Genomic DNA, 24,461 nt, shown 5'->3' with positions numbered 1-24,461 from the left:
CCGTAACCGCCGCCACCAATTCCGGCACCATCCGTAGAACTAGCAGTTACAGAACTATTATTAATGGTAATATCACTGCCAGCGTGTCCCTTGCTGCCACCAATTCCAGCACCATACTTAGAACTAGCAATTACAGAACAACTATCAATAATAATATTACTGCAAGAGCCGGTGCCGTAATAGCCGCCACCAATTCCGGCGCTATCCCCATCGATACTACGAGCATTTAAGATTCCTGCAGTAGCGTCTGAATTATTGGTTTTTATTATAAGCTGAGCTTTGTTATCTTTCTGTAAACCGGCACACACGTTATCCTTTGTTATAAGACTATTTGTGCCTGTTAAATGGATAGTGACTGCAGCCTCCACATTTCCCTTTATTCGCAGTGCCGAATCAACACTTGTATTGATACTTACGTTAATAAGATAAATGTTGATTTTGTCTTTCGCCGAAATATTTGCTCCATCAACCACAATTCTATTTCCTGTTTCCTGGCTACATATGAATTTGTGATCTCCTGCCGAACTTATAGTATAAACTCCATTCACAACTTTATTGCTCGTAGTTAAATCAATTTCTCCAGCTTGTTCATTTTCCGCAGCAGCCATTGCCTCATCGGGGGCATCATTAAATTCAGGAACCTCGTCTGAACTGAATACAGACAGTTCCTCATCTGTCTCTCCTGCCGCTTCCAGCTCCTCATTGGTAAAAATCTCCGGAGTTTCTTCCTCAGACACTACATCCTGATTTCCGGAAGTAAATTCTTCCGCAAATATGGTCTGAAGGGGCATATTTGTAGAACACAGTGCAAGTGCCAGCATCCCGGCTAATAATTTTTTCCTCATACTTTTCACCTTTTCCTTTCTTTATACATGATTTTCTGCATCCTGACTCTTTTGTCCTTTTTTTCTGAATTTGATACATAATGTGGTAATCACGACTGCCACCGTAAAGGAAATGACAGCCACCAACACATAACCGCCTGCGTCCTCATGAAGCAGGATTGTGCCGTACATTCCCGTAACGTTTATTGGCTTGTTTTGCATTATCCCCATTGCTCCCACAAGAGACAGGAATAACAGGGTACACAGAACAGACAGCCGACAGACTGTGCGCCGCTCCTGGCGGCGGTGATATTCATACATTCGCTTTTTTACCAATTCGATACGCTCTTCTGTATCGTACATGCCTTCCAACCTCCTTCCACAAAAACAGTCTTAAAAGTCTTTCACTTATATAGGTACAAAAAAAGTGAAAAACTCTCACCTGAAAATCAAATTTTTTCAAAAAAATTTGAGAGCTGCCGAAACAGCTCCCAAAAGAGGAAAAATCAGGTTATATTATTGTATCGAACTGCGGAAGATCAGTTTTCCCGCTGCCAGGATCAGTACAGGCAGCAGATAAGCAATATACTGTGCTGCACCGCCATAGGCGATCAGAAGATTATAAATTGCATGAAAGGTGATTGCTGCTCCCAGCAGACCGCAGGTTCCGGCAATCTTCAACCATGTTCTCTGCCACACATATGCAAGGCCACCGCCGACAATGGCCCCACAGATCACGTGCATGGCTCCTGTCCCAATACCCCGGAAGAAAATAAAAGAAAAATGACCGGCTCCGTTTTGGATCAGATAGCAGACGTTTTCAAATGTGGCAAAAGAAAGAGCTGTGATCACGGCTGCATTTTTGATCTGCTCCGCTTTCGGCTCAAATATCAGCAGATAAAAGAGCAATGGCAGAAGTTTCATCACTTCCTCCACCACCGGGGCGATCTCTGTGGTAGCTGCAAAGGTGTCCGCTTTATAAAGTGCAACGAAAAAGGTGTTGATGTAAGCGGAAAGCAGACAGGCACCCATCCCGGCAAAGCAGAACAGAAAGAATTTTCTCTGCCGCTTTCCCATGCACATAGCAGCGATCAGCAGGGGTGAGGCCATGCAAAGAAATACGTTTTCAATATATGTCATACCTGCACCGCCTTTCCTGTGGCTGGCAGCAGTGCAAACAGGCAGCCTGTAAGCAGAAGATCGAACCAGCAATAGGGAGCGGAAATGGAATAGCCCGGCCACAGGCAGCCGGAGATCCAAAGGACATACTCCATCGCCACATAGCACAGTACCCCAATGTGGAAATACCGCATCTTACACGCTGTTCCCGTCTGTATCTGCGCATAAGCAAGACCCCGGATGGAATGATAAGAAACAACAATCATCATGCCACACCAGAGCAGATTGGAGAGAACATCCCCAAAGGTACAGTAAAACACACAAAGCGGAACACCGATCAAAGGAGCAATCAGGGCTTTTCCTGTCGAAAATCTTCTTTCCTCATCAGAAGAAAGGGTGTATTGCAGAAGATAAAGGAAAACCACACTGGCTACCCAGCCGAACTCTGACACATAAAAGACCTGTGGTGTTTCAGAAAACAAAAGCAGATACAGCGTCCAGTAAAGAGAGCCAAGGGCAAAGCATCCGTAAAAACAGGTCAGCAGGAAATATGCCTGTTTTCGATCTTTCAGATACCGAATGCCACTCATACAAAAGCCCAGCAGGGTAACAGCAATTTGAAAAAAGTTACTGAACAGTTCCATCCCCATTGTCCTCCTTTTTCATCTCTGTCTGCTCCTCTTTGTTCAGCTGACGGATGCGGAAGCACAGAACAGTCACGCACACGCCGAGAATAAAAGCCAGCAGTCCGATCACCATATATCCCAGTGCGGTGCTGCCACCCAAAATCGTTGCCGCAGTTTCAAAGCCTGAAGAAGTACCGGGTTCGATCTGTCCGACAATACCGGGCATGGCAAAGGAAACCCCAACGATCACTGCAAAGCATGCCGCTATACAGACAGCAGAGATAATCCGTCTGCGCCGCATTCTCTGCTGTTGTTCTTTTTTTGCAATACGCCGTTTTACCTCAGCAATCCGTTCCTCATTTTTCAGCATCTGTAATACCCTCCCGTTTCAATAATCCGCGTAAACGCTCTTTCCCCCGGTACACCATATTTGTGATCTGCTTTACACTTTTCCCCATAACCTCAGCTGCCTGTTGATAGCTCATACCCTCAAAATAGGTCAGATAAAGGGCCTCCCGATAATCTGGATTTAACTCGTCCATGCAGAGATGCAGGATCTGATTCCGTTCTTTTGTGCGGACGATCTCCTCCACCAGCGTTTGTGCCTCCGGTTCTCTGGTCAGGTCATCAAGACTGAAGAAAACCCGCCGTCTGCTTTTGTGACGTAAAGCCATATGCCGCGCTGCTTTATAGAGGTAAGCCTTAAAACATCCATCCCGGATGCGGGGCTTTTTCGTAAACAGCCAGGAAAAGGTTTCCATCATTAAATCTTCCGCTTCGTGGACGTCATGCAGATAACCATCAATGTATAAGGTCAGCGGATCGCCGTATTTTTTTATCAACAGTTCAAGTCCTGTCTCATCACCGCACAGATATTGCCCATAAAGTTCTTCATCAGTGGCCATATCGTTCTTCCTTTCCAAATATTACTCCTCTGTTGTCAGATGAAATCTCCTGGTTCTTCAATCATTTTTGTCCACAAAGACATACAACATGTCAGGGGAAATCCCTGACAAAAAAAATAACCAGAGCTTAAGCTCTGGTTAAATTCTCACTATTTCGTAGCAGCCAGTACGGGAATCGAACCCGTGTTTTCGCCGTGAGAGGGCGACGTCTTAACCCCTTGACCAACTGGCCATTTGTTTGTCTGTCGTTTGCTCTTCGCTGTCGACTCATTTAATATACACCATCTTTTTCTAAAATGCAAGTACTTTTTTTAAAAAATTTAAATTTTTTTATTTTTCGCGAATTTTCCCCTCAGAAAAGCCCGTACTTACAGGTTTTCTGCGTAAAAAAACTTTTTATCAATCTATAATAATCGAAACATAGCATAAAAGGAAATGCCATGTTTCATATAATCACATGGCATTTCCCAGTTATTTATTTCTGTTTCTGACTGTTTCTTGTTTCTTATTCCTCTATATCCTCCGCTGGCTCTGCCGGAATGAATACACGGGATTTCTTTTCTTCGTGTTTATGAAGTGCAGCCTTCTCAGTTGCCTCCATACAGAATTCCATCTGAGAGTTAATCTGGGCTTTGCCTCGTTTATCCGGTTTCACATAAGTTCCATCCGGCTGCAGGATATGAGCTTTTACATTATCCTTAAACTCCAGATCAAGTACGTGCTCCAGTTCTTTCTTAATCTTCTCATCTTCCACAGGAAAAACAATCTCTACCCGGCGGTCAAGGTTACGCGGCATCCAGTCCGCACTTCCCATATAGATTTCCGGGTTTCCGCCGTTTTCAAAATAGAAAATACGGCTATGCTCCAGAAATTCCCCTACAATAGAACGGACATGAATATTCTCACTGATTCCCGGCACTCCTACTTTCAGACAGCAGATACCCCTTACCAGAAGCTCCACCTGAACTCCGCAGGAAGATGCACAATACAATCCTGCAATAATCTTCGGATCACAGAGGGAATTCATCTTTGCACGGATCAACGCCGGAAGTCCTTTCTTCGCATTCTCTGCCTCACGTTCGATCAGGCTTAAGAATCTGTCTTTCATCCAGATCGGCGCTACGATCAGCTTATTCCAGCTCTTCGGTTCTGAATATCCGGAGAGCATATTAAATACTGCTGTTGCATCTTCACCAAAACGTTCATCGCAGGTAAAGATACCGCAGTCTGTATAGAGTTTGGCAGTGGAATCATTGTAGTTTCCGGTTGCCAGATGCACATATCGGCGGATTCCTGTCTCTTCCCTGCGCACAACCAGTGTGATCTTGCTGTGTGTCTTAAGACCTACCAGACCATAGATTACATGACATCCTGCCTTCTCCAGCTTCTTCGCCCATACAATATTATTCTCTTCATCAAAACGGGCTTTCAGTTCTACCAGTACGGAAACCTGTTTGCCGTTTTCTGCTGCCTGCGCAAGGGCAGCAATGATCGGTGAATTGCCGCTGACACGATACAGAGTCTGTTTGATAGCCAGAACATCCGGATCTTTTGCTGCCTGACGCACGAAATTTACAACAGGATCGAAGCTCATATAAGGATGATGCAGGAATACATCGCCCTCACGTATCACCTGGAAAATATCCTTCTCATTCTGGAATTCCGGTACAGGTGCCGGCTGATATCTCGGTGTCTTGTAAGCGTCAAAGCCATCCGCACCATATACTTTCATCAGCATGGTAAGATCCAGAGGTCCGTTTATCTCAAAAACATCTGCCTCTTTGATGTCAAATTCCGTCTTCAGGATCTTCAGCAGGCGTTCGTCCATCTTATCCTCTACTTCCAGACGGATAACTTCGCCCCACTGGCGTTTCTTTAACTGACGCTGAATCTCCACCAGCAAATCCTCTGCCTCATCTTCATCGATGGTAAGATCCGCATTACGCATAATACGGTAAGGATGAGCACATATTACATCATAACTCAGGAAAAGTTTGTCAATATTTCTTTCAATAATCTCTTCCAGCAGGATCACTGTGGTATCTCCATCCTTCTTTGACGGAATCTGCACCACCCTTGGAAGCACAGACGGAACCTGCACTGTAGCAAACAAAAGCTCTCCTGCTTTATCTTTCTTGTTGAGTTTATCACTCTTCTCCTTCTTGGAGATCAGAGCGCCGATATTCAATGTTTTATTTCTGATCAGTGGAAACGGTCTGGAAGAGTCCATTGCCATCGGTGTAAGTACCGGATATACATTATCCTCAAAGTATCTGTCTACAAATGCACTCTGTGCTTCTGTAAGATTCTCATGGGCTGCCACCAGGTGCATTCCTGCTTTCTCAAGCGCAGGGATCAGAGAACGGTTCAGAGTATTATACTGTACATGAACCAGTTCATGGGTACGGACACTGATTTCTTTTAACTGTTCCTTGGCTGTCATTCCTGCAATGTCTGTTTTATGATATCCTGCATGCACCTGATCCTTAAGAGACGCCACACGCACCATAAAGAATTCATCCAGATTGGATGCGGTAATGCTCAGGAACTTCAGTCTGTCAAATAAAGGAAGATTTTTATCTCTTGCTTCACTCAGAACACGCTCGTCAAATTTGAGCCAGCTCAGCTCACGGTTTACGAAATACTCTTTTTTTTCAAATTTTCCAAGATCCATAAGTTCATCCTCCTTTATGCTCTGCCCTTACGCCTGAGAACCAAACGAATGCCAAATACTTCTTCAAAAAATGCGACTTTATCTTTCAGCAGTCCTAGTTCCAGGGAAATATCCTGTGCGGAATCCACGATCATCTGCAGTTCTCTGTCCTTGAGCGCTGTCTTGATCCCTTTTACTTTCTGATAATGGCTTCTGTCCATGGCATTTGCCAGACGAAGGATCGCAGTCATCTTTGCTACCTTGATATAGCTCTCTCTGTCAATCGCTATTCCCATACTGTAAAGTTCATCGTAGTGAACAAACGCAGAATTATTGAATCTGACCGCACACGCGATCATCTGGCGTTCCAGAGAGGACAGACCGATAATATCTGTGGACATAATGATCTGATAAGAACACTCAGAAACATTTTCCATGCTGATATATTTGCCGCAGTCATGGAGCAGTGCCGCGATCTGCAGTAACAGACGTTCTCTTGAACCCATGCCATGAACTTTCTTCATGCTGTCAAAAATATTCAGGCAGAGATTCATCGTTCCCTGAATGTGACTCTTACTGCTGGAATAGCGTTTCGCGATATTCTTTGAAGTAACCAGAATATCATTCTCGAAATTATGCACACTCTTGATAAATTTCTTTTTCTCTGCAAAATCATAGGCAATTCCATCCAACAGAGAAACACCCGGAGCCCAGAGAGATTCTGCGTTAAAAATATCGATAAAGTTTCTGCACACTACCATAGTCGGCACTACAAGGGACGCATACTCCGGATCGATCTCCATTTCCTGAGCCAGCAGATCAACAGATTTTCCTACCGTATCCTCATAGCGTTTCATAAATTCTTCCCTTGTAATGATCTTATCTTCCATTTCCTCCTGGAAGATCATATCTGTGATGAAATCTCCCATCAGGATCACATTCTTGATATCCTTGTCTTTCAGATATAGACGCTGGAAGCTCATCAGGTCATTTCGGATAAATTCCTCAACCAGCTTGTCATAATGAATGGTTGTTTTCTCCAGTTCCTGCAGACGCTGTCGGATTCTTAAACTTCCCATTTTAAGTCCCTGGGTAGTGACCAGCGCATCTTTGTCAAAGAGGGAAACCTGAAGGCTGCCGCCGCCCACATCCAGGATCGCGGTGCCTTTCTGGATCATCTTTTTGAATCCCTTTTCTATGGCAGCAATTGATTTGTATCCAAGGAAATGCTGTTCTGCACTGCTTAAGATTTCTATCTTCATTCCTGTTCGCTGATAGATCTGTTCAATGATCAGCAGCGGATTCACAAGTTCTCTGAATGCACTGGTGCCGCAGGCACGATATTCTTCCACCCCAAAGTCCTGCATCAGCCTCTTAAAATCATTCAGCACCTCACATAAAACATTCAGCATTTCTGAGTCGATCTTTCCGTCAGAATAGACACCCTTTCCGATTTCCAGACTGTATCTGACATCATTCAGTTCACGAAAACCAATTCTTTTTGACATCTCAAAGATCTTCATGCTGACTTCATAAGATCCGATGTCAATGGCTGCAAATGTCATGACTGCCATATGCGTTCCCCCTTTACCATTCATCTATTTGCTTTTTTATTCCTTCTCCACACCCAGCAGATGGTCGATAAACTGCTGTGCAGTTCTTCCTGTAAGTCCTCCATGGGAAAGCTCCCACTTATTTGCTTCCAGAAGCAGCTCGTCCTCCGGCATAGTAATTCCGTTTCTCTCTGCGAGAGCTTTCACAATTGTCTGGAATTCCTTTTTGCTCGGTGCACCATAGTAAATACGGACACCAAAACGATAAACCAGTGAAAGCTTCTCCTGCACTGTATCGGAGGAATGCAGATCGTCATCATCCATGATCTCCAGCTTGTCACTGGATTTCTCTCTTACCAGATGTCTTCTGTTACTTGTTGCATAGATCAGGATATTGTCCGGTTTCTTCTCCAGGCCGCCCTCGATCACTGCCTTCAGATATTTATATTCGATTTCAAATTCCTCAAATGACAGATCATCCATATAAATAATAAATTTGTAGTTTCGATTCTTAATCTGGGCGATCACATCATTCAGATCCTGAAACTGATGCTTATACACCTCGATAATACGAAGTCCCTCATCATAATAACGGTTCAGGATTCCCTTGATACTTGAGGATTTACCTGTACCCGCATCACCAAAAAGCAGACAGTTGTTTGCCTTTCTGCCCCTTACAAAGGCTTCTGTATTCTCGATCAGCTTCTGCTTCGGAATTTCATATCCTACCAGATCTTCCAGTTTCACATGAGCAATTCTTGTGATCGGCTGGATTTCTACATTGTCATTCTCATCATGTCCAACACGGAACGCCTTATGTAAGCCCAGTTTGCCTACGCCGAAATCTTTATAAAACTGTACCATATCCTTCATAAATTCCTCTGTGGACTCCGCTGCTGCCAGCGTTTTGCTCAGATCACAGATACGGTCTCTGATACGGGAATTAAACATCTTGCTGTTACTTCCGGTGTTGGTATAATCACCGAGAACCTTACAGCAGGAAATTCCAAATGCCTCATCCAGTACAGTCAGATCAAAATCATACAGTTCTTTAAACACACCGAAATCATTCAGTGCCAGTTCATTAATACTTCCGTTGACAGCCCCTCTGATCTCACAGGCTGTACTGAATGCATTTTCATTATTTACCAGAAGAAATGTCAGATAACAGTGCCATAAATTTCCGGAAAAGCCATAAGCGCCGGCAGTTTCCACCAGTCCGTTGGCACACTCAAAGAACAGCCCTTCCTTTTCTTTCAGATCAGGTGCTTTCTGTTCCCAGGCATTCATCAGTTCTGCCATTTTATCAAGGATTTCTCCATGTTCAAAGTCACGGTATAAGATGCATTCATTTAATCTAGCCATTTTTATTACTTCCTTCTTACCTTGTTGTTTTATCTTATTGTTCTGCTGTGAGTGGTATAATTATTTCGAAAACGATGTACCAGAGTGTGTTTGAAAAATGCTTTACGCAAAATATACCGCAAAGTGGGACGTGCAGATTGTGGAAATGATTTTTCAAACACGCTCTGGCATTATGGAAATGATTTTTAATAATTTCCCAAAATTCTCATTCTGTCAGCTTCTGCCTCAATTCCTCTCAGGGCATTCTTCACTGCACTGTCCTTTAAGTTTCCCTCAAAATCAACAAAAAAACGGTACTGCCAGTTCTTCCCTGTGATCGGACGGGATTCAATCTTCGTCATATTCAGTCCATTATAAATAATGTGGGACAGCATATTGTAAAGAGTTCCGCTCTCATGAGGCAGTTCAAAGAAAATGCTGATCTTATGGGCATCCTTCACATAAATGGGTTTCTTACTCACGATCACAAAACGTGTGGCATTCTGTCCGTTATAGCAGATATTCTCAGCCAGGATTTTCAGTCCATAAAGCTCTCCTGCCTGTCTGCTGGCAATAGCTGCCTGCGTCTTGTCATTGTCTTCTTTTATCTTCTTGGCAGAACCGGCAGTATTTTCCATTTCTTTCTTCTTCCAGTCCGGATGAGTTTCCAGATATTTTCCGCACTGGGAAAGTGCCTGAGGATGAGAACATACCTGTCTGATATCCTCCAGTTCAGCATCCGGCAGTCCCAGAAGTACATGCTCCGGACGGATGATCTGTTCTCCTACAATACTCAGCTCATACTCTGTAAGAAGATCATAAATATCAGCCACAATACCGGCAGTTGTATTCTCAATGGGAAGTACCGCATAGTCTGCTCTTCCCTCCACAACTGCTTCCATTGCATCGCGCCAGGTTTTTACATGAAAACTCTCAATATCGTCCTGGAAATATTCCCTCATTGCAGCATAGCTGTATGCACCTTCCACACCCTGAAAGACAACTCTTACATCTTTCAGCGGAAGTGCATCTACCATTTCCAGTTTCTCATCGTCCTCGATTCCATGCTCTGTGAGAAGCTGATACTGTCTCTTACGGCTGATCGCCATGATCTGCTGAAAAAGCTCCTGCGCACCAAGCTGATTAAATTCTCCATGCGCCTTACCTCTCAGGACCTCCAGCTTCTGTCTCTCTCTTTCCGGATCCAGAACCTTCTTTCCTGTACGTATCTTATATTCTGCAACATCCTCACACACCTTCATTCTCTGTTCAAAAAGACGTATGATATCGCTGTCGATCTTATCTATTTCATTTCTGCATTCCTGTAAATCTATCATTTATGTTATACCTTTTTACTTTCACAAATTCTCTACAATATCAGTCATCTCTCCGATAAAGGAAAGAGAACCAAAGGCAATGATCACATCCTGTTCCCCGGCAAGTGAAAAAGCCTCCTCCACTGCATCTTTAATCGTATCCATTGCCTGTACATTGGGATTGTATTCACTGACAGTCTTCGCCAGCTCTCCGGCAGGCAGCGCCCTTATATTATCCGGAGTCTGGATCGTAAGTATCCGGTCTGCAAAGTGCGCAGTTTTCTGAATCACACTTCTGTAATCCTTATCTGCAAACACTCCCATAATATAGATGATCCGTTTTCCCTTAAAATAATGCTCTATTGAAGCTGCCATCATATCCGCAGCAGCAGGATTATGAGCCCCGTCTACCACAAACAGCGGTTTTTTACAGATAACTGTAAACCGTCCGTTCCAGTTTACTGTGCGAAGCCCTTCTTTTTTCTGCTCCGCAGCGGTAGAAAAGCCCAGCTCGTCCAATACTTTTAAAGCATTCAGTGCAACTACTGCATTTTCCTTCTGATAAACACCTGCCAGCGGAATCTCATACTCTTCACCCCTGTACCGGATTGTCTGTCCAAGGCAGCTTTCCTTTAACATCTCTGCCTCAGAAGCATCTGCTATGGTACATTTTGCACCATGTTCTCTGCTGATCCTCTCGATCACCTGCATTGCTTCCGGCTTCTGTCTGGCAGTCACCACTCTGCAGCCGTCTTTGATGATCCCGGCTTTCTTCTCTGCGATCTGTGCCAGAGTATTTCCAAGAAAAGACATATGATCCATACTGATCGATACCAGCACTGCCAGCAGCGTATTCTTAATAATATTTGTAGCGTCCAGATTTCCGCCCATTCCCACTTCCAACAAAACGAGATCACAATTCTCTTTTTTAAAGAACAGAAATGCCACCGCAGTCTCTATTTCAAATGCAGTGGGATGAGGATAACCATCCTTTGTCATAGCAGCAATAACATCAGACACCTGTGTAATATAAGCAGCAAAGTCCTCTCTGCTGATCCTGCTTCCCGAAACTTCCATCCTGCCTCTGTAGGAATACAGGGTAGGCGAAACATATCTTCCAATGCGATATCCCGCACCGGATAAAACAGAATACAAAAAAGCAATGACAGAACCCTTGCCATTGGTACCGGCTATATGCACATATTTCAGATCATCCTGTGGATTTCCAAGACGTTTCATCAGCTCACGCATATGATCCAGTCCCAGGACACTGGGAATTTCCCGGGTGATTTTGTCTATGTACTCCCGGCTTTCCTGATAATTCATAATAAACTCCTCTTATTTCCATGAGATCCCCTCCACACGTTCCTTTTGCGCATAAGGCACCTCATTGCTATAGTGTAATAACGTGTTCTCATTATATCCTACGTGTATGTTTTTTTCAAGGCAGGCAATACTAGAATCATAGAAATTTATACAGGAGCGTTACCTATGAAAAAAGCTTTCATTCTCTGCGGTCTGACGGGCTGGTGCATGGAAATCCTCTGGACCGGACTGCATTCCATCCTTTCAGGAGAACTTACCATGACAGGAAAAACTTCCCTTTTAATGTTTCCCATTTACGGATGCGGTGCCATCATCCGCCCGCTCTCCGGTAAACTTTCTGCTGTCCCGCTTTTTGTCCGCGGCTGCATTTATACTGTCGGATTTTTTTTCGTAGAATTTATCAGCGGTGCTCTTTTGCGCTGTTTTCATATGTGTCCCTGGGACTACAGCAACACTCCCCTGAATTACCGGGGACTGATAAGACCGGACTACGCTCCCCTCTGGTTCGGAGCCGGACTTTTTTTTGAGAAAATACTTGGAAAACTCTCTTGAAAAAAGCACCTGATTATTATATGATGTTATGAAGGATTAAATAAAAATTCCTGAACCAGTAAAATATGGAGGTATGAAATGAGACACTTAATGAGTCCGCTGGATCTGTCTGTTGATGAGTTAAATACTCTTCTTGACCTGGCCAGCGATATTGAGAAACACCCTGATAAATACGCACATGTCTGCGATGATAAAAGACTGGCAACTTTATTCTATGAGCCAAGCACCCGTACCCGTCTCAGCTTTGAAGCTGCTATGATGAACCTTGGCGGTAAAGTTCTTGGTTTTTCATCAGCTGATTCCAGTTCCGCTTCAAAGGGTGAAAGTGTTGCCGATACAATCCGCGTTGTATCCTGTTACGCTGACATCTGTGCTATGCGCCACCCGAAAGAAGGTGCTCCGTTAGTAGCTTCTATGGCTTCTTCTATTCCTGTTATCAACGCCGGCGACGGTGGTCATCAACATCCTACCCAGACATTAACCGACTTACTTACCATCCGTTCCCTGAAAGGACGTCTGGACAATCTGACCATTGGTCTGTGCGGCGACCTGAAATTCGGACGTACAGTTCACTCCCTGATCGAAGCACTTGTACGTTACACAAATGTAAAATTCATTCTGATCTCACCGGAAGAGCTTCGCATCCCAAGCTATATCCGCGAGGATGTTCTGAAAAAGAACAATATCGAATTTCAGGAAGTAGAGAGACTGGAAGATGCCTTACCAGATCTTGATATCCTCTACATGACACGTGTACAGAAAGAACGTTTCTTCAACGAAGAAGACTATGTCCGCATGAAGGATTTCTACATTCTGGACAAACAGAAAATGGAACTTGCCAAAAAAGACATGTACATTCTTCATCCGCTTCCACGTGTAAATGAAATCTCAACAGAGGTGGATGCAGACCCGAGAGCAGCTTATTTCAAACAGGCACAGTACGGTGTATATGTACGTATGGCCCTGATTCTCACATTACTGGAGGTAAAATTACCATGTTAAATGTTGGAGCACTTCGCGAAGGTTATGTATTAGACCATATCAAAGCAGGCAAGGCCATGACTATCTATCATGATCTGAAGCTTGATAAACTTGACTGCACCGTTGCCATCATCAAAAACGCGCGCAGCAACAAAATGGGTAAGAAAGATATCATCAAGGTTGAATGCCCGGTTGAGAATCTCGATCTTGACATTCTCGGCTTTATCGATCATAACATTACTGTAAACGTAATCAAGGACGAGAAGATCGTTGCCAAAAAAGAACTGAAACTCCCGAATCAGGTTGTCAACGTGATCAAATGCAAGAATCCACGCTGCATCACTTCCATTGAACAGGGACTCGACCAGATCTTTGTTCTTGCAGATAAAGAGAAAGAAGTTTACAGATGTAAATACTGCGAAGAGAAATACACAGGTAAACGCAATAAATAATAAAACACATATCAAAAAAACAGAACGGAAGAAATCCGTTCTGTTTTTTTGTACGCAATCAGACCGATAAGCCGGGTTATGTCATTGGGTAATCATCTGTCTAGGCCTTACGTTGCCATAAGGCTCAAGCGACCCACCTGAAAGCACGACGGGCAGCCGTATCGCTTTCTATTCGGTCTTGCTTCAAATGGAGTTTACATGTGCCCGGCCTGTTACCAGGACGGCGGTAGTCTCTTACACTGCCTTTCCACCCTTACCTCAGCAAGTGAGGCGGTTTATTTCTGTTGCACTGGTCTGGGAGTCACCTCCACCGGACGTTATCCGGCATCCTGCCCTGCGAAGCCCGGACTTTCCTCGTCTGAACCCTTTCGTCTGTTCAGCCGCGATTACCTGGCCTGGTTGCGCAAGTGCTATTCTAGCACGTTTTTTTTCACTTGTAAAGAAATTTCATTCATTACTGTTCACTCCGTTCTCAGTAACGTTGCCAAAATTCATTTCAAATTGCCTGCGGCAATGGAATTTTGGCTTGTATGTCTCGGGATAGTGGCGTGTGAACAGTAACTTTCATTCTACTATTTTACACATTAAAGCAGCTTCCACCGATAAATTCTCTTAAAATCGAATTATTCGGCACTGCCTCGCTTGGCACCGGAACAAAATATTCAAAGAACTTCAGCAGCCTCTTCGCCTCTGTATACTCCGGTTCGTCCTTGGCAATCCCAAACAAAAGCGGTTCCGCATATACTTTCAGGCATGCCAGTTCATAGATCAGCGCAGAATTAAACATCACATCTGCATCCTCCTGGAACGGAAAGATATTCTGTTCTTCACCTCTGCGCACAGACGGCCATCTTGCAATTGTCTCTTTCGCAGAAGTCCCTCTGGTGCGGGCATCTCTTACAATTCTGCGGATCAGACGGCCATCCGTAGTAGGAATCCTGTTATGTTCATCAATATTCAGCTGAGTCAGAGCGCTGAGATAAATCTTAAATTTGCTCTCCTTTGGCAGCGCATAGCTGAGCCTGTCATTCAATCCATGAATTCCCTCGATCACCAGAATATCGTCTTTATCCAGCTGCAGAAAATCACCTTTATATTCTCTGGTTCCTGTTTTGAAATTGAAAACCGGCATCTCTACCCTTTTTCCTTCCAAAAGCTCAAGCATATCTTTATTAAACTGCTCCACATCAATCGCTTCCAGACACTCAAAATTCTTTTCCCCAAACTCATCTACAGGAGTCAGATGCCTGTCAATGAAATAATTATCCACTGCGATCGGATGCGGTTTCATTCCATGGGCAGCCAGCTGAATGGACAGCCTGTGTGAAAACGTAGTCTTTCCGGAAGAAGACGGACCTGCGATCATAACAAACTTCTTGTTTCCGGCTGCGGCAATCTCAGATGCGATTTCCGAAATCTTCGCCTCCTGCATAGCCTCCTGGATCAGCAAAATATCCTGGATACCGCCTCTGGTAACCTTTTCATTCAGATCACCGACTGTCGCAATATCCAGTTTATCTCCCCATTCCTGAGATTCCTTCTGCACACGAAAAATCTTCTCTCTCGGTTTAAATTCAGGTATCCGGTCCGGTTCATTCTGAGTCGGAAGCTGCAATACGAAACCACCCTCATACAAAAACAGATCAAACGTCTTAATATATCCCGTATGGTTCGCCATAAAACCGTAGAAATAATCCTCAAAACTTCCAATACTGTAAAGATTCACCGCAGAGCTTCTGCGGTAATTAAACAGCTTCTCTTTGTCATACATATGATGCTTATGAAAAAGTGCAACTGCCTCACTGGTGCTTACGCTTCGCTTTACAATGGGAAGATTCTCGTCCACGATCCTGTGCATCTGCGCCTTTACCTTATCAATAAATTCCTGATCCAGCGCCATAGGTCCTTTCATTGTAAAATAATAGCCGCTGCCTACAGAATAATGGATTACTACACTGTCTATATTTTCCTGCCCTGCCACATCATAAATTGCTTTCAGAAGAATCAGACTTGCACTTCTGCAATAAGTTTTGTGTCCGATCGGATCTTTGGATGTCACAAATTCAATCTCACAGTCTGCCTTGAGATGCTTATGCAGTTCTCTCAGCCTGCCATTTACGATCACCAGCATTACAGGTGCATCCGTACTTCCTTCGTATTCCTTTACAATCTCACTGTAAGGAATCTTCTCAGGATATTGTTTTGTTATTCCCTGTATCGTAACGTTATACATTTTCTGTCCCATAAATCCTGCCTCCATTTCTGCTATACCGACAAGTAAATACAGTTATCAGATTGTTACTGTTCACTCCGTTCTCAGTAACGTAGCCAAAATTCATTCCAGATTGCCTGCGGCAATAGAATTTTGGCTTGTATGTCTCGGGATTTTGGCATATTCATACCAAAACACCTCGCGGGATAGTGGTGTATGAACAGTAACATCGGCTCCGCTGCCAACAGGCAGATCAGCCAATTTTCATTTATAATTTCATTATTATATGGTAAGAACCCGTATCACAGAATCGTGTACGGGCTCTTTACCTCTGCACAGGAGATTTTCAGTTCCGGAAATGCCTGTGTCAGTTCTTTTTTCATTGCATCCATAAAAATATATTCTGTTCCGTAGTGTCCGGCGTCGATCAGCGCCAGTCCCTGCGCAACCGTATCAATTCCTGTATGGTGGTCGATATCACCGGTCACATACACATCCGCACCGGCCTTAATGACATCCTTGATCATGCTCTTGCCTGATCCTGTACATACAGCAGCACATTTTACCATGCTGTCCAGATTCCCATAAACCTTTACATCATTTAACTTCAAAGACTCTTTGACAAGCTGTGCATACTCTCTCAGCGTCATTTCCCGGGGAAGTTTCCCAACTCTGCCAAAGCCCTGTACTTCCCCCTCTCTCTCTTCAGTTACGGAAAGGACTGTGGTATCATGCATCTTCGTATAGTCTGCACTCAGATCCGCCATACCCAGCACATCATAATTGGTATGCATCGCATAATAAACAATTCCTTTCTGTATCAGCGTAAGGATCTTTCTTCCTGTAAAGCTGTGATTATTGATCTTCTTAATTCCGGAAAAGATCATGGGATGATGGGTAATGATCATATCTGCCCCATCCTCTATGGCCTCAGCCAGTGTTTCCTCTGTCAGATCCAGAGCCAGAAACACATGGCTGATCTCATTTGTATCATCTCCTGCGAGAAGTCCTACGTTATCCCAGTCCTCTGCTGCATCTGACGGGTACTTCTTCTCCAGCCAGGAGGTCAGTTCATATGCCTTCATATTCCTCTAAAGCAACAATAACTGCCTGCTTTTCCTCCTCTATCTCGCCCGCACGCTTCTCTGCATTGGGCGCATTCTTTAATCTGTCAAGAATCTCATTGCGGATGCGAAGCTCTCTTTCCAGATACTCCCGCAGAACAGGATGCTTTCTTTCCAGAAGCATTCCTCCAAACCACTCATCTAAAGTATAAGGAGTATCTTCTGAAATATGCATCTTTTCTCCATGAATTACCTTCATCATAGGATAAAACTTGCCATCCTCCAGAACCATCTCCTCCTCTGTGATCTGCCAGCCGATTTTTCTGACAAATCTGCGAAAATGGGGGATATCTGACTGAGGCTGCAGGATCATTTCCCGAAAGCTCTCCCTGACCTCTGCCCCGTCAGTAAGAATCCTCTCCATGAGAGGGCCGCCCATTCCTGCAATCACAAGAGTGTCGCCCTCTCCCGGTTTCAAAGCCTCAAGTCCGTCTGAAAGCCGGGTTTCTATGTATGCGTCCAGTCCATACTGAGAAATATGTTCCTGCGCTCTGGACAACGGGCCTTTTCTTACATCCATGGCAATCGCACCCGGAATCTTTCCATCCAGATAAAGCGAAACCGGCAGGTATCCATGATCGCATCCCACATCCACAAGTCTGTTTCCCCTGGTCACCAGGCCTGCTATTGCAGACAAACGTAATGAAAGCTGCATAACAGGCTCCTTAGTCCAGATAATCCTTCAGTTTACGGCTACGGCTCGGATGACGAAGCTTGCGGAGCGCCTTTGCCTCAATCTGACGGATACGTTCTCTTGTTACATTAAATTCCTTACCAACTTCCTCCAGAGTTCTGGCACGTCCATCGTCCAGGCCAAAACGCAGGCGCAATACTTTCTGCTCTCTGTCTGTCAATGTACTCAGAACCTCTACCAGCTGCTCTTTCAGCAAAGTAAATGCTGCTGCATCTGCAGGTACAGGTACATTGTCATCCTGGATAAAGTCTCCAAGGTGGCTGTCCTCTTCCTCACCGATAGGTGTCTCCAGAGATACAGGCTCCTGGGAGATCTTAAGGATCTCACGTACACGCTCTACAGACATATCCATCTCTTTTGCAATTTCTTCCGGCGTAGGTTCACGTCCAAGCTCCTGCAGTAACTGACGGGAAACGCGGATCAGTTTGTTAATAGTCTCAACCATATGCACCGGAATACGGATGGTACGTGCCTGGTCTGCGATTGCTCTGGTGATCGCCTGACGGATCCACCATGTAGCATAGGTACTGAATTTATAACCCTTGCGGTAATCAAATTTCTCAACCGCTTTGATCAGACCTAAGTTACCTTCCTGGATCAGGTCAAGGAAAAGCATTCCACGTCCCACATATCTCTTTGCAATGCTGACAACAAGACGAAGGTTTGCTTCTGCCAGACGTTTCTTGGCAGCCTCATCCCCATTCTCCATTCTCTTTGCAAGTTCGATTTCCTCTTCTGCTGAAAGAAGCGGAACCTTACCAATTTCCTTCAGATACATACGTACCGGATCCTCGATGCTTACACCTTCAGGAACAGAAAGATCGATCTTGTCAAGCTCAATCTCTTCTTCATCCAGCTTATCAATGTCTGCATCGTCATCATCCAGGATCATATCATCTGCATTACTGTCTGTAATCCTAAGCACATCCACTCCACTGGCTTCCAGAAAGTCAAATACTTTCTCCATCTGTTCAACTCCCAGTGGCTGATCCTTAAAGAAGTCATTGATTTCCTGGTATTCCAGTACATTCTTTTTCTTCTTGGCAAGCTCCAGAAGTTCTACCAGTTTTTCACTGAATTTACCCATATTCATTTCCATATGTGCTCTATACCTCCATATAGTGTTTATATTTTATCCTTATTCGAAAGAAATATGCAGCTGCTGCCGCTTTCTTCCAAGCTCTTCCAGTTCTTTCTTTGCTTTTACAAGTTCCTGCAGTCCCTGTATATCTGTGGGATCCCAGGTTCTGTTTCTCTCTTTCAGACTCTCATCCTTAATCCTGATCACAGCATCCGAGAAAGCCCGGTTCTGTTCCTCCGGAGTCTCCAGATGGATCGTTGCATTAAAAAGGGATGAAACCTCTCTCTGCTCTTCACTGTCAATGAAAGCATTCATCAGCCTTGCAGGATTCACATCGCCATCCCTGTGCTGCTGGTAAAGCATCTCTGCCACCTGCCTGTACAGAGGAACCACGAAATCTGAAGGCTGGATATATTTTTCCACTGTGTCAAATATGCCCGGATAAGTTACCAGCCAGGTAAGCATCAGCTTCTGTGCTTTCTCTGCTGCACTCTCCTTCTTCTTTTGCTGACCTGCTCCCACAGGTTTAGGCTGAATTCTCTGCTCTGCCGGAGTTCCCTTCATCGCAAGAGCTCCGACTCTCTTTTTCAGATTCTCCACACTGATCCCACTGCTTCTGTAATCCTTTACGATTGCTTCTATATAAAGATTTCTCTCCAGTTCATCGGAAAGCTCCAGAAGCATCTGCGCACACCGCTCAAAGAAACGGTTCTGTCCCTGGGGTTCCTCCATTGGAAATTCCCGCTCTGCCATATGTATGCGGAACATAAAGCTGTCCATAGCCTGCTCCAGACGTTTCTCAAACTCTTCCGCTCCAAGTGCCTTGATAAATTCATCCGGATCTTTATGCGGCTTAAGATTTACCACTCTCGAAGAAACACCTGCTTCCCTCAGGATCGGAATGGCACGAAGGGCAGCCCTCACGCCTGCATCATCACTGTCATACAGAAGCAATACCTCCTGAGTGTAACGCTTCAGCAGACTTGCATGTCCGGAAGTAAGTGCCGTTCCCAGCGATGCCACCGCATTGGTAAACCCTGCCTGATGCATGGATATCACATCCATATATCCTTCACACAGGATCAGATAATTTTTTCTCGTGGTTCTTGCAACATTCAGCCCGTACAGATTCCGGCTTTTATCAAAGATCGTAGTCTCCGGCGAGTTCAGGTACTTCGGCTTTCCGTCACCCATCACTCTGCCTCCAAATCCGATCACGCGGTTATTCACATCCATGATCGGGAAAATAACCCTGTTCCAGAACTTGTCATACATTCCCCTGCGTTCATCCACATTGAACAGGCCGGAATCCCGCAGCAGTTCGTCACTGTAATTCTTTGACTTCAGATATTTGTACAGATCGTCACTGTACTTATCCGAATATCCCAGGCCAAACTTCCTGATCGTCTCCTCACTGAGTCCTCTGCCTGTCAGATATTCATGTGCCTGTCTGCCACTCTCACGACGCAGCTGATAATAGAAATATCCTGCTGCAAGCTTATTGATCTCCAGAAGGGCAGCCCGACGTTCTGCTTTCTTCTTTGCTTCTCCGGAATATTCAATCTTCGGAAGCTGCACCCCTGCCCTGTCTGCCAGATGCTTCAGTGCCTCCCCAAAGGTATAATTCTCATATTCCATCACAAAATTAAATACATTCCCGCCTGCTCCGCATCCAAAGCAGTAATACATCTGCTTCGCCGGTGTTACCGAAAAAGAGGGAGTTTTCTCATTATGAAACGGACAAAGTCCAAAATAGGTACTTCCTCTTTTGTTCAGCTTCACATACTGGGATACAACATCTACAATATCATTCTTCATCCTGACTTCTTCAATGATATCGTCTGAATAACGCATGCTTCGTCCTCCTTCTTGATTGATTAATAGACTTCCCATGCTTTTGGTATGTAAATCTCCCGGAATTTCCTTATAGAATACTGGTCTGTCATTCCTGAGAGATAGTCACATACTGCCTGTTCCTTCTTCTCTCCACGCACGATCAGCTCCCTGTATTCTGTTGACATTGCTTCCGGGTGTTCGACATAATATTCATATAACTCCGTCAGCATCTTCACTACCTTTTCCTCTTCCTTATGGGCTGCCGGATTCTCATATACATTCTGAAACATGAGAGCCCGCAGATCCATCATTGCCTCGTAGATCTCTGCTGACATCTTTATGGTATCCTGCTCAAGACTGTTCTCTATCACATCATGAACAAATGTATTGAGCCGCTCTCTGGTTGTATAACCGAGCAGCATCCGAAGCGTGACCGGAATATCATCCTCAGAAATAATCCCCGCCCGCTGTGCATCATCCATATCATGATGAATATAGGCGATCTTGTCCGAAAGTCTTACTACCTGTCCTTCGAGAGTAGACGGATTCCCACTGGTTCTGTGATTCAGGATACCATCCCGGACCTCCCATGTGAGATTCAACCCTTCGCCGTTCTTCTCCAGTATCTGTGCAACCCTGACGCTCTGTTTATAGTGGGCAAAGCCATCCGGATTCACTGCATCAAGAGCCCTCTCACCTGCATGTCCAAAAGGAGTATGTCCCAGGTCATGTCCAAGTGCGATCGCTTCTACAAGATCTTCATTCAGTCTCAGTGCCTTCGCTATTGTTCTGGCAATCTGTGATACCTCAAGAGTATGTGTCAGTCTGGTCCTGTAATGGTCACCCTGGGGTGCCACAAAAACCTGTGTCTTATCCTTCATCCTGCGAAAAGCTTTACTATGAAGGATCCTGTCCCTGTCTCTCTGATAGACAGTCCGTACATCGCATTCTTCCTCCTGCCGCTCTCTGCCTCTGGAACAAAGACTCAAAGCAGCATAAGGACTGAGCATCTTTTGTTCACGCTGTTCCATGCTTTCTCTGATATTCATAAGCGATACCTCCACAAGCTGACAAAATACCTCTTATTAATTATATTCTACATAAAATTTCAAATTCCTCTTTTTTTCAAAAAAAAATTGAAATTTTTTTATATTTTTTTCAAAAAGGTGTTGACATTAGCTTTTACATTTGATATAGTATCACTTGTCGCGAGGGAGATCAAAAGAATCCCATGAAAATGCGATATGCGGAAGTGTCGGAACTGGCAGACGAGCAAGACTAAGGATCTTGTGAGCATTGCGCTCGTGTGGGTTCAAGTCCCATCTTCCGCATTTAAAGAATGAGGAACTATGAGAAGTCATGGTGCCTTATTTTTTTATTCTTTTTTCTACAATAATTCTTTTCTCAGGTAACCATTTTCCGATCCCCTGCATAATTTATCAGGAAAGCATTATCTACAGGAGCTTGTATGGCTTTTTATCATATGCAGATGCAGCAGGAAAATATAGATACAGGACAATATCAGGTTACCGTATCAGACCGGCTGAACAATCGTCCCATAGAAAACGCACGCGTCAGAATCTCCTACACAGGAGCACCCGACAGTACCATTGAAGAAGTGGCAACAGATTCCTCCGGACGCACTCCTGTCATTGAACTTAAGACTCCACCTCTGGAATATAGTATGGAACCGGTTGAACAGCAGCCATACTCAGAATATACCATTCAGATCGAAGCAGAAGGCTTTGAACCCAAAGAAATCGCAGGAAGCCAGGTATTAGCAGATACTTTATCCAGACAGCCAACAACGCTGAATGTCATGGAATCCAGCGAAACTTTCCAGAGAATTGTAATTCCTCCGCATACGTTGTTCTATGAATATCCTCCCAAAATCGAAGAAGCCGAGATAAAACCAATAAACGAAAACGGCGAAATCGTATTAAGCAAGGTCGTTGTCCCTGAATATATAGTGGTACACGATGGGCCTGTCAACGATTCCGCTGCAGGCAATTATTATGTACGCTACAAAGATTACATCAAAAATGTAGCCAGCAGCGAAATCTATGCCACCTGGCCCGACGACACCATCCGGGCAAATATTCTGGCTATCATGTCTTTTACTCTGAACAGGGTTTATACGGAATGGTACCGGAACAAAGGTTATGACTTTACGATCACTTCCTCCACTGCCTATGATCACAAATGGATCTATGGCAGGAATATCTTTGCCAGCATTGACCGCATTGTAGATGAATTATTCGAGAATTATCTTTCCAGGCCAAATGTACGTCAGCCAATCCTTACCCAGTACTGTGACGGCAAACAGGTACAATGTCGAAACAGAGGATGGATGACACAATGGGGAAGCAAAGCACTGGGCGATCAGGGATACTCTGCCATTGAAATCCTACGGACTTTTTACGGAAATGATATGTATATCAATGTGGCGGAAGCAATCTCTGGCATCCCCGCCTCCTGGCCGGGATATGATCTGGATATCGGTGCATCCGGAAATAAGGTAAGACAGATTCAGGAACAGTTAAACACAATCGCAGAAGCTTATCCTGCTGTCCCTGTTGTTACCGCAGATGGAATTTACGGACCTGAGACCCAAAATTCCGTCAGGATTTTCCAGAGCATTTTCGGTCTGGACCAGACAGGGATCGTAGATTATCCAACCTGGTACAAAATCCAGGAGATCTACGTGGCAGTCAGCAGGATTGCTGAGTTGCGTTAGGGTTGTAGCAAAGCAGACAAAATATGCGCATCAGCCTGCAAAGAACTGATGCGCAAGAATCTATCACCTATCCCTTTCCCTTTTCAGATATCATCTTTTTAAGATTACCTCATTCCTTATAAATTTTCGACAACTACCTTGCATTTCTTCTTACAAAAAGCAATTCCATATGCCAGAATATCATTTCTGTCTTCATTACGAAGCCGTTCATCATAACGCAGCTCCCGAATCTGGTTCATTGCTTTTTCACAGGCTTTTTCCAGTCCGACATAAACTCCTGATTTCGTTATCTGAAAAAATTATAGCACCATTGTATTTCTATGTTTCTCTTATACGTTTTGACTACATTTTGTATTCCGCAATCGCAGTTCTTGTTCTAAGTTTTCGAGCAGTTGATCTAATATCCGGATTACTTCCATCAACTGTTCCTTTTCCAGATTATCATAATGTACTCCTGCTAGCACAGACACCGGTTGTTTGACAAGTTCCCATATCTGCTCAGCCCATTTTCTGGTAATGATATCTTCTTCCGGCGTTCTTTCAAGGTTATATCTGCTGCCCGTAAAACGAGATTATCACTGTACCCGCTTACGAATCCCGCCAGAGTTTTCATACTGCATGGAATCACGATCATTCCCATCGTACGGTAGCTTCCACTCGCCGGACCTGCACCGATGTTATAGTTATCATGTACCTCGTCCGCAAGAGCATATAGCTGTTCCAATGTATAATCTGTCTCCTGTTCCAGCGTCATTTCCGCACCTTTTGTCACGATCAGATGTGTCTCTATTATTTCTTTATACTGCTACAGTTGTTTCAGCAATTCTATTGTAAGGGGCGCTCCGGAAGCCCCACTCATACCGATGATAAGTCTCTTTCTCATTTTTCTTCCTTTCCTGACTTTTCCGTTCATATTAAAGTATGTTTAAAAAATTTTCCAACAATTTGCACAAATTATACCCGTTCGTTTCCTATTTCCTTCGCAATTCTTCTTTTTACATGGATTATTCCAACAAGGAATACGTAAGAAAGAATCCTGTCCAAAAGACTGTTACATCACAGAAACATTGCAGAATAATCTTCTATGATATAAAAAGCTCCCCTCAGTATCACAAATAATAATCAC

23 protein-coding genes, 2 tRNA genes, 1 other RNA gene and 2 pseudogenes are annotated in these 24,461 nt (G+C 44.3%); 6 read left to right on the top strand and 22 right to left on the bottom strand.

Features of this window, described 5'->3' with window-relative positions:
- From LJE12_RS13295 to LJE12_RS13250, 10 genes and pseudogenes are all read right to left on the bottom strand, one after another.
- Positions 1-845: pseudogene (locus tag LJE12_RS13295) on the bottom strand (hypothetical protein); the annotation flags it as partial.
- Between the two features lie 21 nt (positions 846-866).
- The gene (locus LJE12_RS13290) at positions 867-1,187 is read right to left on the bottom strand and encodes a hypothetical protein (RefSeq protein ID WP_227226818.1); all 321 of its coding nucleotides are present in this window, start codon (positions 1,185-1,187) and stop codon (positions 867-869) included.
- A 153-nt stretch (positions 1,188-1,340) separates the two neighbouring features.
- Positions 1,341-1,964 carry a PrsW family glutamic-type intramembrane protease gene (locus LJE12_RS13285; protein WP_055058710.1) on the bottom strand — a complete coding sequence of 208 codons (624 nt, stop codon included), beginning with the start codon at positions 1,962-1,964 and terminating at the stop codon, positions 1,341-1,343.
- Positions 1,961-2,587: a hypothetical protein gene (locus LJE12_RS13280; RefSeq protein WP_055058711.1), complete on the bottom strand. Its 627-nt coding sequence runs from the start codon at positions 2,585-2,587 to the stop codon at positions 1,961-1,963. Before LJE12_RS13280 ends, LJE12_RS13285 begins: the two co-directional genes overlap by 4 nt.
- The gene (locus tag LJE12_RS13275) at positions 2,571-2,939 is read right to left on the bottom strand and encodes a hypothetical protein (protein ID WP_055058712.1); all 369 of its coding nucleotides are present in this window, start codon (positions 2,937-2,939) and stop codon (positions 2,571-2,573) included. Before LJE12_RS13275 ends, LJE12_RS13280 begins: the two co-directional genes overlap by 17 nt.
- Positions 2,926-3,492 carry an RNA polymerase sigma factor gene (locus tag LJE12_RS13270; RefSeq protein ID WP_227226819.1) on the bottom strand — a complete coding sequence of 189 codons (567 nt, stop codon included), beginning with the start codon at positions 3,490-3,492 and terminating at the stop codon, positions 2,926-2,928. The genes LJE12_RS13275 and LJE12_RS13270 overlap by 14 nt, the downstream gene beginning before the upstream one ends.
- A 142-nt stretch (positions 3,493-3,634) precedes the next feature.
- A tRNA-Glu gene (locus tag LJE12_RS13265) sits at positions 3,635-3,706 on the bottom strand.
- Positions 3,707-3,979: 273 nt separating this feature from the next.
- The gene (locus tag LJE12_RS13260; protein ID WP_055058714.1) at positions 3,980-6,148 is read right to left on the bottom strand and encodes an RNA degradosome polyphosphate kinase; all 2,169 of its coding nucleotides are present in this window, start codon (positions 6,146-6,148) and stop codon (positions 3,980-3,982) included.
- A gap of 14 nt (positions 6,149-6,162) precedes the next feature.
- Positions 6,163-7,701: a Ppx/GppA phosphatase family protein gene (locus LJE12_RS13255; protein ID WP_055058715.1), complete on the bottom strand. Its 1,539-nt coding sequence runs from the start codon at positions 7,699-7,701 to the stop codon at positions 6,163-6,165.
- A 36-nt stretch (positions 7,702-7,737) separates the two neighbouring features.
- Positions 7,738-9,045, bottom strand: a complete 1,308-nt coding sequence (locus LJE12_RS13250; protein ID WP_055058716.1) for an ATP-binding protein — start codon at positions 9,043-9,045, stop codon at positions 7,738-7,740.
- Positions 9,046-9,142: 97 nt separating this feature from the next.
- Here LJE12_RS13250 and LJE12_RS21115 point away from each other — a divergent pair.
- Positions 9,143-9,211 (top strand): annotated as a pseudogene (locus LJE12_RS21115) (DUF6783 domain-containing protein); the annotation flags it as partial.
- Positions 9,212-9,230: 19 nt separating this feature from the next.
- Here LJE12_RS21115 and pheA read toward each other — a convergent pair.
- The gene (gene pheA, locus LJE12_RS13245; RefSeq protein WP_055058717.1) at positions 9,231-10,361 is read right to left on the bottom strand and encodes a prephenate dehydratase; all 1,131 of its coding nucleotides are present in this window, start codon (positions 10,359-10,361) and stop codon (positions 9,231-9,233) included.
- Between the two features lie 21 nt (positions 10,362-10,382).
- On the bottom strand, positions 10,383-11,666 hold the full coding sequence (locus LJE12_RS13240; RefSeq protein WP_055058718.1) for a bifunctional folylpolyglutamate synthase/dihydrofolate synthase: 1,284 nt from the start codon (positions 11,664-11,666) through the stop codon (positions 10,383-10,385).
- A gap of 165 nt (positions 11,667-11,831) precedes the next feature.
- Here LJE12_RS13240 and LJE12_RS13235 point away from each other — a divergent pair, with 165 nt between their 5' ends.
- From LJE12_RS13235 to LJE12_RS13225, 3 genes are all read left to right on the top strand, one after another.
- Entirely contained in the window at positions 11,832-12,218 is a 387-nt protein-coding gene (locus LJE12_RS13235; protein ID WP_008707623.1) for a putative ABC transporter permease, read from the top strand.
- Between the two features lie 78 nt (positions 12,219-12,296).
- Positions 12,297-13,220 (top strand): aspartate carbamoyltransferase, encoded by a 924-nt coding sequence (gene pyrB / locus LJE12_RS13230; protein WP_020993668.1) that lies wholly within the window; start codon positions 12,297-12,299, stop codon positions 13,218-13,220.
- Positions 13,214-13,651: an aspartate carbamoyltransferase regulatory subunit gene (locus tag LJE12_RS13225; protein WP_008707627.1), complete on the top strand. Its 438-nt coding sequence runs from the start codon at positions 13,214-13,216 to the stop codon at positions 13,649-13,651. The genes pyrB and LJE12_RS13225 overlap by 7 nt, the downstream gene beginning before the upstream one ends.
- Before the next feature lie 51 nt (positions 13,652-13,702).
- Here the strand turns inward: LJE12_RS13225 and rnpB are convergent.
- From rnpB to LJE12_RS13190, 7 genes are all read right to left on the bottom strand, one after another.
- Positions 13,703-14,053, bottom strand: an RNA gene (gene rnpB, locus LJE12_RS13220) — RNase P RNA component class A.
- A gap of 175 nt (positions 14,054-14,228) precedes the next feature.
- Entirely contained in the window at positions 14,229-15,896 is a 1,668-nt protein-coding gene (locus LJE12_RS13215) for a nucleoside kinase (RefSeq protein ID WP_022380710.1), read from the bottom strand.
- A gap of 269 nt (positions 15,897-16,165) precedes the next feature.
- Complete coding sequence (locus tag LJE12_RS13210; RefSeq protein ID WP_008707629.1) at positions 16,166-16,948, bottom strand: Nif3-like dinuclear metal center hexameric protein; 783 nt, start codon at positions 16,946-16,948, stop codon at positions 16,166-16,168.
- Entirely contained in the window at positions 16,935-17,642 is a 708-nt protein-coding gene (locus LJE12_RS13205) for a tRNA (adenine(22)-N(1))-methyltransferase (protein ID WP_022380711.1), read from the bottom strand. Before LJE12_RS13205 ends, LJE12_RS13210 begins: the two co-directional genes overlap by 14 nt.
- Before the next feature lie 10 nt (positions 17,643-17,652).
- On the bottom strand, positions 17,653-18,780 hold the full coding sequence (gene rpoD, locus LJE12_RS13200; protein ID WP_008707631.1) for an RNA polymerase sigma factor RpoD: 1,128 nt from the start codon (positions 18,778-18,780) through the stop codon (positions 17,653-17,655).
- A gap of 39 nt (positions 18,781-18,819) precedes the next feature.
- A complete protein-coding gene (gene dnaG / locus LJE12_RS13195; protein ID WP_022380712.1) occupies positions 18,820-20,616 on the bottom strand; it encodes a DNA primase in 1,797 nt (598 codons plus the stop codon).
- A gap of 23 nt (positions 20,617-20,639) precedes the next feature.
- Entirely contained in the window at positions 20,640-21,647 is a 1,008-nt protein-coding gene (locus LJE12_RS13190; protein ID WP_008707633.1) for a deoxyguanosinetriphosphate triphosphohydrolase, read from the bottom strand.
- A gap of 197 nt (positions 21,648-21,844) precedes the next feature.
- On the opposite strand from LJE12_RS13190, the gene LJE12_RS13185 reads away from it, so the two are divergent.
- A tRNA-Leu gene (locus LJE12_RS13185) sits at positions 21,845-21,929 on the top strand.
- A gap of 137 nt (positions 21,930-22,066) precedes the next feature.
- Entirely contained in the window at positions 22,067-23,335 is a 1,269-nt protein-coding gene (locus LJE12_RS13180) for a peptidoglycan-binding protein (protein ID WP_118614361.1), read from the top strand.
- A 116-nt stretch (positions 23,336-23,451) separates the two neighbouring features.
- Here the strand turns inward: LJE12_RS13180 and LJE12_RS13175 are convergent, their stop codons facing one another.
- From LJE12_RS13175 to LJE12_RS13170, 3 genes are all read right to left on the bottom strand, one after another.
- Complete coding sequence (locus LJE12_RS13175) at positions 23,452-23,574, bottom strand: PD-(D/E)XK nuclease domain-containing protein (protein WP_242857138.1); 123 nt, start codon at positions 23,572-23,574, stop codon at positions 23,452-23,454.
- 90 nt (positions 23,575-23,664) lie between these two features.
- On the bottom strand, positions 23,665-23,805 hold the full coding sequence (locus LJE12_RS21110; RefSeq protein WP_368219817.1) for a hypothetical protein: 141 nt from the start codon (positions 23,803-23,805) through the stop codon (positions 23,665-23,667).
- Complete coding sequence (locus tag LJE12_RS13170) at positions 23,793-24,125, bottom strand: flavoprotein (RefSeq protein WP_227226824.1); 333 nt, start codon at positions 24,123-24,125, stop codon at positions 23,793-23,795. Before LJE12_RS13170 ends, LJE12_RS21110 begins: the two co-directional genes overlap by 13 nt.
- Between the last annotated feature and the right edge of the window lie 336 nt (positions 24,126-24,461).

It is taken from the genome of Blautia sp. DFI.6.71, from assembly GCF_020593585.1.
Taxonomy (GTDB): Bacteria; Bacillota; Clostridia; order Lachnospirales; family Lachnospiraceae; genus Blautia_A; species Blautia_A wexlerae.
This window is presented reverse-complemented; position numbering and strand designations above follow the sequence as displayed.

Coding starts and splice junctions, on each gene's coding strand:
- LJE12_RS13205 (WP_022380711.1), bottom strand. CDS start 17,642: ATGCAGCTTTCATTACGTTTGTCTGCAATAGCAGGCCTGGTGACCAGG.
- LJE12_RS13260 (WP_055058714.1), bottom strand. CDS start 6,148: ATGGATCTTGGAAAATTTGAAAAAAAAGAGTATTTCGTAAACCGTGAG.
- LJE12_RS13235 (WP_008707623.1), top strand. CDS start 11,832: ATGAAAAAAGCTTTCATTCTCTGCGGTCTGACGGGCTGGTGCATGGAA.
- dnaG (WP_022380712.1), bottom strand. CDS start 20,616: ATGCGTTATTCAGACGATATCATTGAAGAAGTCAGGATGAAGAATGAT.
- LJE12_RS13215 (WP_022380710.1), bottom strand. CDS start 15,896: ATGGGACAGAAAATGTATAACGTTACGATACAGGGAATAACAAAACAA.
- LJE12_RS13255 (WP_055058715.1), bottom strand. CDS start 7,701: ATGGCAGTCATGACATTTGCAGCCATTGACATCGGATCTTATGAAGTC.
- LJE12_RS13210 (WP_008707629.1), bottom strand. CDS start 16,948: ATGAAGGCATATGAACTGACCTCCTGGCTGGAGAAGAAGTACCCGTCA.
- LJE12_RS13290 (WP_227226818.1), bottom strand. CDS start 1,187: ATGTACGATACAGAAGAGCGTATCGAATTGGTAAAAAAGCGAATGTAT.
- LJE12_RS13285 (WP_055058710.1), bottom strand. CDS start 1,964: ATGACATATATTGAAAACGTATTTCTTTGCATGGCCTCACCCCTGCTG.
- LJE12_RS13190 (WP_008707633.1), bottom strand. CDS start 21,647: ATGAATATCAGAGAAAGCATGGAACAGCGTGAACAAAAGATGCTCAGT.
- LJE12_RS13175 (WP_242857138.1), bottom strand. CDS start 23,574: ATGAACCAGATTCGGGAGCTGCGTTATGATGAACGGCTTCGTAATGAA.
- LJE12_RS13280 (WP_055058711.1), bottom strand. CDS start 2,587: ATGGAACTGTTCAGTAACTTTTTTCAAATTGCTGTTACCCTGCTGGGC.
- LJE12_RS13225 (WP_008707627.1), top strand. CDS start 13,214: ATGTTAAATGTTGGAGCACTTCGCGAAGGTTATGTATTAGACCATATC.
- LJE12_RS13240 (WP_055058718.1), bottom strand. CDS start 11,666: ATGAATTATCAGGAAAGCCGGGAGTACATAGACAAAATCACCCGGGAA.
- rpoD (WP_008707631.1), bottom strand. CDS start 18,780: ATGGAAATGAATATGGGTAAATTCAGTGAAAAACTGGTAGAACTTCTG.
- LJE12_RS13275 (WP_055058712.1), bottom strand. CDS start 2,939: ATGCTGAAAAATGAGGAACGGATTGCTGAGGTAAAACGGCGTATTGCA.
- LJE12_RS13250 (WP_055058716.1), bottom strand. CDS start 9,045: ATGGCTAGATTAAATGAATGCATCTTATACCGTGACTTTGAACATGGA.
- pyrB (WP_020993668.1), top strand. CDS start 12,297: ATGAGACACTTAATGAGTCCGCTGGATCTGTCTGTTGATGAGTTAAAT.
- pheA (WP_055058717.1), bottom strand. CDS start 10,361: ATGATAGATTTACAGGAATGCAGAAATGAAATAGATAAGATCGACAGC.
- LJE12_RS13180 (WP_118614361.1), top strand. CDS start 22,067: ATGGCTTTTTATCATATGCAGATGCAGCAGGAAAATATAGATACAGGA.